General features: G+C 70.4%; 11 protein-coding genes. 8 read left to right on the plus strand and 3 right to left on the minus strand.

Annotated elements, in window-relative coordinates; genetic code table 11:
- Nucleotide 1 precedes the first annotated feature (1 nt).
- Both E1295_RS04885 and E1295_RS04890 read right to left on the minus strand, forming a co-directional pair.
- Complete coding sequence (locus tag E1295_RS04885; RefSeq protein WP_246079846.1) at nucleotides 2-817, minus strand: carbohydrate ABC transporter permease; 816 nt, start codon at nucleotides 815-817, stop codon at nucleotides 2-4.
- 8 nt (nucleotides 818-825) lie between these two features.
- Entirely contained in the window at nucleotides 826-1713 is an 888-nt protein-coding gene (locus tag E1295_RS04890) for a carbohydrate ABC transporter permease (protein WP_132628449.1), read from the minus strand.
- Between the two features lie 178 nt (nucleotides 1714-1891).
- Here E1295_RS04890 and E1295_RS04895 point away from each other — a divergent pair, with 178 nt between their 5' ends.
- Genes E1295_RS04895 through E1295_RS04920 form a run of 6 tightly spaced genes read left to right on the plus strand, consistent with a single transcriptional unit; the run spans nucleotide 1892 to nucleotide 8744 of the window.
- On the plus strand, nucleotides 1892-3175 hold the full coding sequence (locus E1295_RS04895; protein ID WP_132628450.1) for an ABC transporter substrate-binding protein: 1284 nt from the start codon (nucleotides 1892-1894) through the stop codon (nucleotides 3173-3175).
- Nucleotides 3159-4157 carry a Gfo/Idh/MocA family protein gene (locus tag E1295_RS04900; protein ID WP_132628451.1) on the plus strand — a complete coding sequence of 333 codons (999 nt, stop codon included), beginning with the start codon at nucleotides 3159-3161 and terminating at the stop codon, nucleotides 4155-4157. The genes E1295_RS04895 and E1295_RS04900 overlap by 17 nt, the downstream gene beginning before the upstream one ends.
- Nucleotides 4157-5875, plus strand: a complete 1719-nt coding sequence (locus tag E1295_RS04905; RefSeq protein ID WP_132628452.1) for a heparinase II/III family protein — start codon at nucleotides 4157-4159, stop codon at nucleotides 5873-5875. The genes E1295_RS04900 and E1295_RS04905 overlap by 1 nt, the downstream gene beginning before the upstream one ends.
- A complete protein-coding gene (locus tag E1295_RS04910; RefSeq protein ID WP_132628453.1) occupies nucleotides 5872-6627 on the plus strand; it encodes an amidohydrolase family protein in 756 nt (251 codons plus the stop codon). The genes E1295_RS04905 and E1295_RS04910 overlap by 4 nt, the downstream gene beginning before the upstream one ends.
- On the plus strand, nucleotides 6624-7424 hold the full coding sequence (locus E1295_RS04915) for an amidohydrolase family protein (RefSeq protein WP_132628454.1): 801 nt from the start codon (nucleotides 6624-6626) through the stop codon (nucleotides 7422-7424). The genes E1295_RS04910 and E1295_RS04915 overlap by 4 nt, the downstream gene beginning before the upstream one ends.
- Before the next feature lie 3 nt (nucleotides 7425-7427).
- Complete coding sequence (locus tag E1295_RS04920; protein ID WP_132628455.1) at nucleotides 7428-8744, plus strand: Fic family protein; 1317 nt, start codon at nucleotides 7428-7430, stop codon at nucleotides 8742-8744.
- Here the strand turns inward: E1295_RS04920 and E1295_RS04925 are convergent.
- Nucleotides 8741-11182 carry a glycoside hydrolase family 2 protein gene (locus E1295_RS04925; RefSeq protein WP_132628456.1) on the minus strand — a complete coding sequence of 814 codons (2442 nt, stop codon included), beginning with the start codon at nucleotides 11180-11182 and terminating at the stop codon, nucleotides 8741-8743. The two genes, E1295_RS04920 and E1295_RS04925, sit on opposite strands and share 4 nt — an antisense overlap.
- A 420-nt stretch (nucleotides 11183-11602) precedes the next feature.
- Between E1295_RS04925 and E1295_RS04930 the strand changes: the two genes are divergently transcribed.
- Both E1295_RS04930 and E1295_RS04935 read left to right on the plus strand, forming a co-directional pair.
- Nucleotides 11603-12202 (plus strand): RNA polymerase sigma factor, encoded by a 600-nt coding sequence (locus E1295_RS04930; protein ID WP_246079847.1) that lies wholly within the window; start codon nucleotides 11603-11605, stop codon nucleotides 12200-12202.
- Nucleotides 12203-12204: 2 nt separating this feature from the next.
- The gene (locus E1295_RS04935; protein ID WP_132628457.1) at nucleotides 12205-13101 is read left to right on the plus strand and encodes a CU044_5270 family protein; all 897 of its coding nucleotides are present in this window, start codon (nucleotides 12205-12207) and stop codon (nucleotides 13099-13101) included.
- Nucleotides 13102-13229: the final 128 nt, after the last annotated feature.

The following is a 13229-nucleotide window of genomic DNA, read 5'->3' on the forward strand; positions in this document are numbered from 1 at the left end:
GTCAGCCCTTGACCGCGCCGCGCATGCCTTCGAGTACGTGCCGTTGCATGATCATGAAAACGATGACGACCGGAATGATCGAGATGATCGTCCCGGCGGCCAGACTGCGGACATCCGTGCCGGTGATCCCGGCGAGGTAGGCGATCCCGAGCGCGACCGGGTATTTCGCGGAGTCCTTGAGCACCACGAGCGGCCAGATGAAGCTGTTCCAGACCGAGATGAAGCCGAAGATGCCGAGGATCGCCAGGGTGGGCCGGGCGGCGGGGACCATGACGTGCCAGAAGATGCGCAGCTCGTGGCAGCCGTCGGTGCGGGCGGCGTCCACGACCTCGCGGGGCACGCCCGCGAACGTCTGCCGGAGCAGGAAGACCCCGAAGGCGGACAGCACCCCGGGCAGGATGACCCCGGCGAACGTGTCGGCCATCCCGAGCTCGGAGACCACGAGGAACCTGGGGATGAGCATGACCTCGCTCGGCAGGAACATCGTGGACAGGATGGCGAAGAAGATGAGGTTCTTGCCCCTGAAGTTCATCAGGGCGAGCGGGTAGGCGCACAACGCGGAGACGACGATGTAGAGCGGCACCGTCACACCGACGTAGATCACCGAGTTGAGCAGGTAGGTGGGGAAGGGGATGGCGGTCCAGGCCTCGATCACCCAGTCGAGCACGGGAGGCCGGGGGACGATGTCGGGCGGGAAGGAGAAGACCGCCTGGCCGGCGGGCTTCAGCCCCGCGGAGAGCAGGATGAGGAACGGGCCGACGAAGGCGAGGGCGATCGCCGACAACACGATGTACATCCCGGCGCGCCGCAGTCTCATGGGCAGGCTCATGGCATGACCGTCCGTCCGCGGGTGAGCCGGTAGTTGAGGATGGCCATGGCGATCATCAGCACCCAGAGCACCAGCCCCATCGCGCTGGCGTAGCCCATCTCGTAGTGCTCGAACGCCGCCGACCAGATGTAGTAGCCGAGGGTGAGGGTGGCGTCCTGCGGGCCGCCTCGGGTCATCACGTAGATGGAGGTGAAGGCCTGCATGGCGTCGAGCATCTCCACCGTCACCGCGACCGCGATGTACGGCACCATCAGCGGCACCGTGATGTGGCGCAGCCGGTGCCAGGCGGTGGCGCCGTCGACCTTCGCGGCCTCGTACAGGTTGGTGGGGATGGTCTGCAGCCCGGCCAGGTAGATCATCATGTAGAAACCCATGCTCTTCCAGCCCTCGACCAGGACGAGCGCGGGCAGCGCCCAGAAGGGGTCGAGGAGGTACTGGATGGGCTGGTCGAGCAGCCCTGCCGCGGTGAGCATCCAGTTGAGCACGCCCTGCTGGTGGAAGACGTACTCCCAGGCGACGCCGACGGCGACCATCGAGGTCACGACCGGCAGGTAGTAGAGCATCCGGAAGGTCTTGATGCCGGGGAGTTTCTGGTTGACCAGCACGGCGAGCAGCAGCGGCACCACCACCAGCAGCGGAAACATGCCCACCAGGAAGAGCAGCGAGTTGAGCAGTGCGGTCCAGAACCTGCCGTCCCCGACGATCCGGGTGAAGTTCTCCATCCCGACGTAGACCGGCTGCGAGACCACGTCGTACTCGAGGAACGACAGCTGGATCGCGGTGACCGCCGGCCAGGCGAAGAACACGCCGAACAGGACGAGCGCCGGGAACACGAACAGGTAGGGCGTGTACCACCGCTGCCCGGGGATCCGGCCGGCGGCCATCGCATCACATCCTTTTTGCCGTCCTAAGATTTGATAAAGGCTGGCCAGAATTTCGGGAAGCGTACATTCGGCTGATCTATACGGTCAAGACCTTGCCTCTTGACGTTCCGTTGCGAGGCTGACATGGTGCCGAAAGTGGCGATAAAGGACGGCCATATCTTGCAGGAGGCTCGCGGAGATGACTCGATGTGCCTTAACGATCGGCGCGCTGGCGCTGTCCCTCTTCACCGCCGGCTGTGTCGCCGGCACGTCGCCCCAGACCGCCGCGGCACCCGCGGACGACCCGCCCTTCGAGGGTGAGGTCGAGTTCTGGACGATCAACCTGAAGAAGAACTACAGCGACTACATCACCGGCCTCATCGCCCAGTACGAGAAGGAACACCCCAAGGTCAGCATCAAGTGGGTGGACGTTCCCGGCCAGGAGAGTGCGACCAAGCTGCTCGCCGCCGTGGCCAGCGGTGACGTGCCCGACGCGGTCAACGTCAACTCGGTCGAGCTGGGCAGGTTCGTCCCGTCGCTGGAGCCGCTCGACACCTACTTCGGCCAGAAAGAGCTGGCCGACTTCCAGCCCAACCTGGTCGAGCCGATGCGCATGAACGGCAAGCTCTACGCCGTGCCCTGGTACAACGGCGGCGCCCCGGTCGCGATGTACCGCAAGTCGGTCGTCTCCAAGGCCGGCTTCGACGAGAAGGCCCCGCCCACCTCCTGGACCGAGGCACTCAAGCTGGCCGACACGGTCTACGACAAGACCAAGGTCAACGGCACCAACGCCATCCCCGACCACACCGCGCTGCGCTACCACGGCGTCCCCCTGCTGACCGACGACAAGAAGAAGGCGGCGTTCAACACGCCGGAAGCGGTCGCCGTACTGGAGAAGTTCAAGAAGAGCTACGACAGTCACGGCATCGCGCCAGGGGCCGTCTCCAAGGACATCCGCAGCCTGCCGCAGTCGCTGGAGAACGGCCAGGTGGCCTTCAAACCGATGGCCAACGCCGCCGAGCTGCTCAACATCCAGAAGAACGCCCCCGACGTCTACAAGGACCTCGCCATCACCGAGCCGGTGAGGATGAGCTCCGGCGGCTACATGCTGCTCGCGCAGCAGGCCTTCTCCATCCCCAAGGCCTCCACGCACAAGAAGGCCGCCGCCGAGTTCATCAAGTTCTTCACCAACGGCGCCAACCAGCTGGCCTTCTGCAAGATCGTGCCGATCTACCCGTCCACGGTCTCCTCGACCAAGGACCCCTTCTTCACCGAGGCCGAGGGCGACGACCCGATGGCCGTCGCCCGCCAGGTGATCGTCAAGGGGCTGCCGCAGCTTGAGTACAGCCCGCTCGGCACCACCAAGGACGCCGAGCTGGCCGAATACCTCATGGAAGAGGTCAGAGCCTTCCTCCAGGGATCCCAGAGCGCCGAGGAAGCACTCGACGCCGCCGAGAAAAAATGGAATGACGCACTTGCCTGAACTCCGTATCGGGATCATCGGCGCCGGCCTCATGGGCCGCGGCCACGCCGAGGTCTTCGCCGCCCATCCCAGAACTAAGATCACCGCGGTCGCCCGCCGGCCGCTCGAACACGCTCCAGGAGCCACCGTCCACCCCGGCTACCAGGAGCTGCTCGACTCCGGCACCGTGGACGCGGTCTCCATCACCACCCCCGACCACCTGCACGCCGACGTCATGGTGGCCGCCGCCCGCGCGGGCGTGCACATCCTGGTCGAGAAGCCGTTCACCACGACGGTGGCCGACGCCGACCGCGCCGTCGCCGCCATCCGGTCGGCGGGCGTCGTGGCCATGTGCCTGTTCAACCACCGGTGGGTGCCGGCGTACGCGCAGGCCAAGGACCAGATGCGGGCGATCGGCGAGCCCGTCGTGGGCTACGCGCGCAAGGACGACACCATTCACGTGCCCACCGAGATGCTCGGCTGGGCCGGCGAGACCACCTGCGCCTGGTTCCTGTCCAGCCACGACATCGACCTGATGACCTGGCTGTACGACGACGAGGTGGTCGAGGTGTTCGCCACGGCCAGATACGGCAAGCTGCGCGGCCGGGGCATCGACACCCCCGACGCCATGCAGATCCAGGCCAGGTTCGGCCGGGGCGCGGTCGCCACGTTCGAGTCGGCCTGGATCTACCCCAACACCTTCCCCACCATGGTGGACAGCTACGTCACCGTGGCCGGCGAGACGGGCGTCATCCAGCTCGACCGCCAGAAGGAGAACATCCAGCTGGCCACGGAGGACGGCTACACCTACCCCAGGAACATGCTGCAGCGGGTCGTGCACGGGGTGCCGGCGGGCGCCTACCGCGACGCGATCCACCACTTCGTGGACTGCGCGATCGCGGGGACCGAGCCGCTGATCACCGTGGAGAGCTCCCGGCACGTGACAGCGGTCCTGGCGGCCGCGCACGAGTCGGCGCGTACGGGGCAGCCGGTGAAGCTCTGATGGGCGCGGATGTCACGTACGTGGAGAAGCCGCCGCACGTGGACCCGGTGCGGATGCGGCACATCACCGACGCGGCGCTGCTCGCCGAGCTGGGCGTGACGTCGGTCGCGCAGGCGCGGCCGTGGCGGCGGCGCGACCCGGTGTGGCCGCGGCCCCGCCCCGAGGACGTGGCGGAGGCGGACCGGCTGATCGGCACCGAGGTGGACTTCCTCGACAAGGGCCACGGCCGCTCCAGGCTGTACGGCTTCCACTACCTCAGGTGGATGATGCCCCTGGTGTCGGCCTACGCGCAGACCGGCGACCCCCGCTACGCCCGCGAGTGGGACCGCTTCTTCCGCCAGTGGTACGCGAGCCGTGACCTGGTCGAAGGCGACTGGCCGGGGCTCGACGTGGTGTGGTACTCCCTCGGCGTCGCCTCCCGCTCGATGCACGTCACCCGGGCGCTGGCTGTCTTCGGCACCGAGCCCGCGCTCAGCGACGCGTGCTGGCTGGAGATGATGAAGACCCTGCTGGGCGGCGCCCGGTGGGCGGCCGAGGAGCACGACGAGTTCCGGCACGGCAACTGGCAGTTCGCCACCGTCTGCGAGCTGCTGCACGTCGCCCGCGTGTTCCCCGACCTGCCCGAGTCGGGGCAGTGGGCCGAGGTGGCCAGGGCGCGCATCCTGGAGCACCTGGAACGTGACGTGCGCGAGGACGGCGGCCACCACGAGCGCTCTCCCGGCTATCACGGCATGTGCCTGGGGGGCGTGCAGCGGGCCGCGTCCGTCGACCCCGACCTGGTCGCGCACCCGCGCTTCCGCGCCATGCACGACTGGCTGGCCTCGCTGACGACCTCGGGCGGCTGGGTGCCGCACCTGCAGGACAGCGGCGTGGTCTGGCCCGCCGAGATGCTGCGGACCGGGGAGGAGCTGCTGGGCGAGCCGGTGGTCCCCCCGGAGGGCTCGCACGCCCTGGAGGACAGCGCGTACACGATCTTCCGCGCCGGCACGCTGCACACCGTGATCAACCACGGGCCGTACATCGGCCACGAGCTGGAGCCGCACAGCCACCACGCGGCACTCGACTTCGTGCTGTCCGGCTGGGGGGTGCCGCTGGCCTGGGAGGCGGGCGGCCCGCCGTCTTACGACGACCCCGGCTACTACGACTGGTTCCAGGCGACCAGGGGCCACAACACCCTGCTCGTGCCCGGTGAGGACTACACCGAGGACCGCAGGGCGGCCCGCGACCTGTTCCACGCGGGCGAGCACGTGGACGTCTTCGCCGGCCACCACCACGGCTACCGGGCCAGGCACGACCGCCGGATCGTCTTCGTACGCGCCGAGCCGTCCTACTGGCTGATCACCGACGAGATCGACGCGGAGGCGATCTGGCTGATCCACGGCACGTCGCCGTGGATCGAGCACGGCCCAGGCCACGCCAGCAGCCAGGGCCCCGGGCTGCTCGTGGTGCCCGCGCAGCCGCCGGACGAGATCACGTTCGGCAGCGGGCCGGCCAGGATGCCCGACCCCGAGACCGCCACCGCCCCGTACGGCGAGATCCACGCGCTGGGGCTGCGCCGCCGCGACGGCCGGTTCACGGTCGCCGTCTTCCCGTTCCAGGACGTACCTCCCGAGGTCCAGGTGAGCCCGCCCACCATCCGCGTGGGCGGCGTGACCGACACGTTCACCGCGCACGGCTGGGCGCGGGACGGGCTCGCCGAGCGCTGGGGCGGCCGATGAGCGAGGACCGGCCGGTCCTGATCGACGCGGACGTCATGCTCGGCCGTCACCCGCGTCGCGACGTGGGCGGGGGCACCGTGGCCGAGCTGCTCGCCGCGATGGACCGCGTGGGCATCGCCGAGGCCGTGGTCGGCAGCATGACGTCGTGGCTGCACGACCCGGCCAGGGGCAACCGCGAGCTGACCGGCCTGCTCGCCGGGCAGCCCAGGCTCAGCCCGTGCTGGGTGCTGCTGCCCGACACGTGCGGTGAGACGGGCGCGGGGTTCGCCGGCGCCGCCGTCGAGGCGGGCGTGGTCGCCGTACGCGCCTTCCCGCGCGAGCACGGCTGGGACCTCGCGGGCGCCGACGCGGCCCCCGTCCTCGACGCCGTGGAGTCCGTACGGCTGCCGCTGCTCGTGGACGCGGGCCAGACCGGCTGGCCGGAGGTGGAGGCGCTCGCGCGGGCGCATCCGTGCCTGCGGATCGTCGTCGGCGGCGTGGGCTACCGGACGTTGCGGCAGATCGCCGGCGTCCTGGACAGGACGGGCAACGTGAGCATCGGGCTGGCCGACCTGTCCTCGCACCGCGGGCTGGAGTGGCTGGTCGCCCGGTTCGGCGCGGACCGGTTCGTCTTCGGCACGGGAGCGCCCTACCGCGATCCGGCCGAGGCCGTCACCCGGCTGCTCTGGTCGGAGCTCGGGCAGGCCGAGGTCGCGGCCATCGGCGCGGGCAACCTGCGCCGGCTGCTGAGGAAGGAGGTCAGAGCAGCATGAACGAGCTGACGACGGCTCTGTGGGCGCGCCGCCCGCAGCAGGCGACGAGGATCGTCGACGCGCACGCCCACGCCGGGCCGTACAGCGTGTTCTTCATCCCTGACCCCGACCCGGCCGGGATGCTGGCGGTGATGGACCGGTGCGGCGTCGCGCACGCGATGCTCTCCAGCCACCTGGCGATCCAGCTCGACGCCGCCAAGGGCAACGCGGCCACCGCGGAGATCGTGGAGCGGGCGCCCGGCAGGTTCACCGGCTACCTGACCGTCAACCCCTGGCAGGACCCGGTCGCCGAGCTCGAACGGTGGGGCGACGACCCGCGTTTCGGCGGGGTCAAGCTCCATCCCGACCTGCACGAATATCCGCTGACCGGCGCGCGCTACGCCGCGGTCTGGGAGTACGCGGAGCTCACCGGGCGGCCGGTGCTCACCCACACCTACTCGGGCTCGCCCTACAACGACCTGCCGCTGGTCGACGAGGTGGCCGGGAGACATCCGCGCGCCACGATCCTGGCGGGGCACTCGGGGGTGACGCCGCTCGGCATCGACCAGTCGATCGAGGTGGCCGAGCGGCACGAGCGGGTCATCCTGGAGGTGTGCGGGTCGTACAACACGGGCAGGGAGATCGCCGGGATGGTCCGCAGGCTCGGCGCGCACAGGGTCGTCTACGGATCGGACTTCCCCTTCATCGATCTGCGTATGTCGTTAGGGCGGATACTGTTCTCAGATCTCAGCGACGACGACAGGGCAGCGGTACTCGGGGGCACCATCACCGCTCTGCTCGGGAAAACAGGGGCATAGAGGGTGGACGGTCTACGATCCAAGATCGCGGTTGGTGTGGTGGGGCCGCACGATCTGGTCGAGCAGATCGTGCACATCGGCGCGAGCCTGCCCTCGGCCGCTTCGTTCCGGCTGGTGGGCGCCCCGCACGCCGGTGAGCACGAGACCCGCGACAAGCTCGCCAAGATCGCGGGCAACATCGACGCGGTCCTGTTCACCGGGCCGCTCCAGTACGACCTGGCGACCCAGGCGGGCGAGCTGCCGGTGCCCGCCACGTTCGTGCCGGTGAGCGGGGCCGGCCTCTACTCCAGCCTGCTGCGCGGCACGCTGTCCATGCGGATCGACCCCGCCAGGGTGAGCATCGACTCGATCGCCCGCGCCGACGTGGCCGAGGCCTACCAGGAGATCGGCGTGCCCATGGACGGCGTGCACGTCTCCGAATACCACCAGCCCGACTCGGTGCGCGACTTCGTCGCCTTCCACGAGCGACTCCACCGCGAGGGCGCCACCACGGCGGCGCTGACCACGGTCAGGACGGTGGCGCACAAGCTGCAGGCGGCCAAGGTGCCGGTGTTGCGGATGATGCCCACCCCGCACACGCTGCGGCTGGCCATCAACACCGCGACGCTGCTGGGCACGGGCAGCCGCCTGGAGGAGTCGCAGATCGCCATCGTGCTCGTCGAGCTCGCGGCCTCCGCCCGCCCGGCGCAGTCGGGGCCGGGCAACTACTGGCAGCAGGAGCTGAAGTTGTCGCTGCACCGGTCGCTGCTGGCCGAGGCCCGGCTCATGGGCGCGACCGTCGCCCCGCGCGAGGAGAACAGCTACGTGATCACGGCGACGGTGGGCGCCCTCTCGCAGGCCACCGACGGGTTCCGGGTGGCGCCGTTCGCCGACCGGGTGCGCGCCGACCTCGGCATGGTCGTCGAGGTGGGCATCGGGCTCGGCAACACCGCCCGCGACGCCGACGCCCACGCCCTCATCGCCGTCGAACGGGCGCGCGCGGCCGACGCCACCGCCGCCTTCCTGGTCGGCGGCGACGGCAGCGCGACCTCGCTGCCGCTGCGGCAGCGGCGCAGGAGGGAGCCGGTGGAGGAGCCCGCGGCCGGTTCCAAGGCGGCCAGAACGCTCGACCGGCTCCTTGAGCGGCTGGGCGACGACCCCGAGGCGATGGTGGTCGACGCGGAGAGCGTGGCCGAGATGCTGGGCGTCGCGCCGCGCAGCGCCCGCCGCGTGTTGCAGAGCCTCGTGGAGGAGGGGCTGGCCTGGGCGCTCCCGCCGGTCAGGTCGTCGCAGGCGGGCCGGCCGCGGCAGCCGTACCGGCTGGTGTCGCGCGCCGACTAGCCCCGCTCCGCGGTGATCAGCCGGGGTTCGACGTTCCAGCCGTCGAGCCGCACGCGGCGCTCCTCCGGCGGCACGCCGTCCCACTCGCAGCGGAGCACGCGTTCCTCGCCGGGCAGCAGGTCGATGGCGTTGTCGTCCCAGCGCATCCAGCCCCGCGTGGTGGCCGGCCGGGCGTCGAGCAGGCGCAGGAACGGCGCCGCGGGCCCGTCCTCGTGCCGCACGCGCAACGTCCAGGTCGTGCCGGCGGTCTCCAGGTGCGTGGAGAGCCTGGCCTGGCGCAGGCTGAGCAGCCCGGCGAAGTCGGCGCCCGAGGTCAGCAGGTAGCGGTTGCCGTTGGACAGGTCGAGGAGGAGCAGCTCCCCGTCGCCATCGCACCGGATCTCGCCGAGCGGCCGCGGCGGGCCGCCTTCGGTCGTCCAGTGCTCCTTGGCCAGCTCGGTCCCGTCCAGGCGGAGGAACCGGGCCGTGACCTCCGTGGGGCCGCCCGCCGGGCCGTCCGAGGGGCCGCCCGCCGGGCGGTCCGACGGGCCGTCCGACCAGGCCCAGACCGTGGCGGTGACCTCGCCGTGCACGCGCTGAGCCGGGAGCGCCGCGCAGACGTGGGCGTTCCTGTACGCCCGGCGCACGTAGTGGTAGACGGCCTTGGGCTCGCCGAAGTAGTCGACGGCGGCCGTGCACCACCCGTTGGGGAAGGACTCGTTGAGCTGCCACGGCAGCACGCCACAACTCTCGGGACGGCGCAGGTTGGCCTCCAGCGCGTACCGCAGCCCGTCGGCCTGGAGGAACTGGCTGGCCCTCGACATGGTCGCGAGGTCGCCGATCGCGCCGCCGAACGCCTCCTGGACCAGCGGCTCGTTGTTCCACCACCGGCCGAGGTGGTCCCAGACGGGGTGGCGGGTCGTCGGGAGGCGGCGCGCCGGTTCGGGCACGACCGACTCGATCGCGCGTACGTTGCTCATCCCCTCGACCCCGAACTCGCTGAGCAGCAACGACCGGCCCCGGTCGTAGAAGCCGTAGTGCTCGGACAGGCCCTGGTGCTCCCACGGGCCGTGCGCGTCGTGCGGGCTCGGGCCCTCGAAGGTGTTGCCGAACACCGGCCCGGACGGGGAGGTCGGCAGCCAGTGCCGGTCGGGGTCGAGCCGCGCCACGACGTCATGCAGCGCCTGGAGCACCGGGGATTCCGCGTCGGTCAGCGGGACGCCGTCGGCCCGCTGCAACTCGTTGCCGCCGCACCAGACGGCCAGGCTGGGGTGGTTGCGGCGGGCGGGCACGATGCGCTCGGCCTCCCACGCCATCCGCGCCACGAACGCCTCGTCCTCGCTGGGTACGCTGCGCATGCCGGAGCTGGACTGGGCGAACTCCTGCCAGACCAGGATCCCGTACTCGTCGCACAGGTCGTAGAACGTCTCGCTCTCGATGAGCCCGCCGCCCCACACCCGCAGCATCGTCACGCCGGCGTCACAGGCCAGCGTGAGGAGGTGCCGCACCCTGGCCTCCTCGACCGCGCCGTAGAGGGCGTCGGCGGGCACCCAGTTCCAGCCCTTGATCGTGACCGGCTCCCCGTCGACCGTCAGCCGGTACGGCAGCGCGCCCTCTCGGCCGGAGACGAACCGTACGTCGCGGAAACCGACGCGGACCCGGCGCTCGTCGCCCTGCACCCTGGTGGTCAGCTCGTAGAGGTGGGCCTCGCCGTGGCCGTTGAGGTGCCACCGGCGGGGCTGCCCGACCTCGAGGACCGCGTGCTCGCCGGTGGCCGTCGCGACCACGCGGCCGTCGGCGTCCCTCAGCGTGTGCTCGACGTTCGCCGGCGGGCCGTCCACCTCGGTGCTCACGACAAGTCGCGTGCCCGTGGGCCGGGCCCACACGCCGGCCAGCCTCGTGGGCCCGGTGACGCGCAGCCGTACGGGCCCCCACAGCCCTTGATGCACCATGCGCGGGCAGAAGTCCCACCCGTACCCCATCCGCCCCTTGTGCACGTTGACCTTGGACGTGTAGCCGACCTGCGGCTCGCTGACGGGCGCCGGGTCCACGACCACCGCCAGGCTGTGTTCGCCCTCGGCGAGCCCGGTCACCTCGACGACCAGCGGGATGTGCATGCCCTCGTGCGTGGCGACGCGCTCACCGTCGAGGTGGACGGAGGCGGAATGGTCGATGCCGTCGAACTCGAGGAACGCCCGCTCGCCGGGTGCCAGGCCGGGCGCGTTCAGATGGGTCCGGTAGACCCAGGTCCGCTGCGACACCCATTCGGAGAGCAGGCTCTGCCGGCCGACGTACGGGCTCGGCACCTCGCCGGCGGCCAGCAGGTCGGCCAGCACGCTGCCCGGCACCCGTGCGGGGATCCACCCGCCCGCGCCGCGGTCGTCCCTGGCGTGGAGCTGGGCCCGGTGCAACTGCCAGTCGTCCCCGAGAAAACCCCGCAGCTCCCATCGCTGATCCATGAGCGCCTTCCGTCCGGTGTGTGGGATCGTTCCCACACAATTCTATCGTCGCGTCTTCTCAAGAGGGGCGGTGGTCTCCGGAGGGCGGTGGTCTCAAGAGGACGGTGTCTCAGGAGTGAGACCGGAATACGAGCGAAGCGTGCCATGGCCGTCGCTGAGCCCGGCTGTGACGATGCCCGCTCCCCGTAGACCGACTGTCGACGGTCTCACCGGCCCGCTCGGGTCGCTATCAACCACAGCCTTCCGTTTCCCCCGCTTGACGACACGTGGTTCGGCCCGTTGCCCTTCCCGGCACCGCTTCGCCTGAGGGGGTGTCGCAACGTCCTCCGCGACAGCTGGTGAAACACTTGTCCGCCCATCGGCGAAGGAGGGCAACCGTTCAAGCTACCGAAGGCAGACGATGACACGAAAAATCTGGATATGGCCGCAATGACCCGGGCGCTTCCGGACCAGGAGGTCAGTGACGCGGCGATCATCGAGCAATCCTGGCAAGACCCGGAACGCTTCGCCGCGGTCTTCGACCGCTACTACGTCCAGATCCACGGGTTCGCCGCACAGCGGTTAGGGCCGAGCCTCGCGGACGACGTGGCCGCGGAGACGTTCCTGGTCGCGTTCGACCGACGTGACCGCTACGACCTGTCGCGGGAGGATGCCCGGCCCTGGCTGTACGGGATCGTCGCCAACCTGATCGCCCGGCATCATCGGGCGGAAGCCAGGCGGTATCGGGCTCTTTCCCGGACACCTCTCGCGCAGGCTGACGACGGCCACGCCGATCAGGTCGCGGGCCGCGTGGACGCACAGGTGCAACGGGCGCCCCTGATGGCGACGCTCGCGAAGATCCCTCGCTCCCACCGGGAGGTGCTCCTGCTCATCGCCTGGGGCGGGCTGAGCTCCGAGGAGGCGGCCGAGGCGCTCGGCATCACCGGCGCCGCCGTCCGAACCCGGCTGCACCGGGCCCGCAAGAACCTGCGCGCCTCACTGAACGGCCCCGAGCCGACAACGGCCGGAAAGGACGGTTGATCATGGACGACATCGAGATGCTGCACGCGGTGCGCCCGCAGCCCGACGCCCCCTCACACGCCGCCTGTACGGCCGCCCGCGCGGCCCTGCTGGAACGCGCCGCCAGCCCGTCGCCCACGGCGCGCCGCCGGCGCACCCCCTGGCGGCGGGTGCGATGGATCCTGATCGCAGCGGTCGCGGCGGCCATCGCTGCCGCACTCGTGATCGTGCCGGGCCGTGTCGGTGACTCCCAGCAGCCGGTCATGAGTTCGCGCGACGTCTTGCTCGTCGCCGCCGCGACGGCGGAGCGCACCCCTGAGGGCGCCGGGACGTACTGGCACATCACCATCACCAACGAGGAGGCTGTGACCGAGGAGTACTGGTATCGGCGCGACGGTCAGTTCTGGATCAAAGGCAAGGGGCTGAAGGGTGGAGGCACGCTCTTGGAGTGGCCGATGGAGCCTCAGCCGTTCGCGGTGGGGCCGTTGCGCATGGCCTTCGCAGAGTTGCGGTCGCTGCCCGCCGACGAGAAGGCCCTGTACACCCGGCTCTGGTCGGCTGTCCCCGGAAGCGGTGTCCGTCCCAGCGGGGTACCGATCACGGCTGCCGAACGGGATGGCCTCGCTATGGAGGCGCTGATCTCGCTGATCAGTGAGGCGCCGGTCTCGCCCCAGGTCCGTGCCGCCGCCTATCGAGCGCTCGCCTCACGACCGGGAGTCGTCGATCTCGGCGAGACCGATGGCGGGCGACGCCTGCAGGTCCCGGTGGCTTCCGGGAACGGGATCATGGTCGTCGACCCGGACACCGGGCGGATCCGCGAAACCTCCGTATGGGCGCCGCTCACCGGCGGAATGGCCCATGACCCGGACGGCATGTGGACGATCGACGCCGAGTGGACGGACCAGCTCCCGCCCGGGTGACGTGTGCTTCTGCTCCCTGCAGGAGCGAGCCCATCTCAACGATCCCGATCAGGCCTCGACACACCGGCCTCTACCAGCGGTGGAATCGGGTCGTGGCACGCTTCGCTCGTATTCCGGTCTCACACCTC

Origin of the sequence: Nonomuraea mesophila (assembly GCF_004352805.1) — a bacterium.
Classification (GTDB): Bacteria; Actinomycetota; Actinomycetes; order Streptosporangiales; family Streptosporangiaceae; genus Nonomuraea; species Nonomuraea longispora.

Coding starts and splice junctions, on each gene's coding strand:
- E1295_RS04885 (WP_246079846.1), bottom strand. CDS start 817: ATGAGACTGCGGCGCGCCGGGATGTACATCGTGTTGTCGGCGATCGCC.
- E1295_RS04890 (WP_132628449.1), bottom strand. CDS start 1,713: ATGGCCGCCGGCCGGATCCCCGGGCAGCGGTGGTACACGCCCTACCTG.
- E1295_RS04895 (WP_132628450.1), top strand. CDS start 1,892: ATGACTCGATGTGCCTTAACGATCGGCGCGCTGGCGCTGTCCCTCTTC.
- E1295_RS04900 (WP_132628451.1), top strand. CDS start 3,159: ATGACGCACTTGCCTGAACTCCGTATCGGGATCATCGGCGCCGGCCTC.
- E1295_RS04905 (WP_132628452.1), top strand. CDS start 4,157: ATGGGCGCGGATGTCACGTACGTGGAGAAGCCGCCGCACGTGGACCCG.
- E1295_RS04910 (WP_132628453.1), top strand. CDS start 5,872: ATGAGCGAGGACCGGCCGGTCCTGATCGACGCGGACGTCATGCTCGGC.
- E1295_RS04915 (WP_132628454.1), top strand. CDS start 6,624: ATGAACGAGCTGACGACGGCTCTGTGGGCGCGCCGCCCGCAGCAGGCG.
- E1295_RS04925 (WP_132628456.1), bottom strand. CDS start 11,182: ATGGATCAGCGATGGGAGCTGCGGGGTTTTCTCGGGGACGACTGGCAG.
- E1295_RS04930 (WP_246079847.1), top strand. CDS start 11,603: ATGGCCGCAATGACCCGGGCGCTTCCGGACCAGGAGGTCAGTGACGCG.
- E1295_RS04935 (WP_132628457.1), top strand. CDS start 12,205: ATGGACGACATCGAGATGCTGCACGCGGTGCGCCCGCAGCCCGACGCC.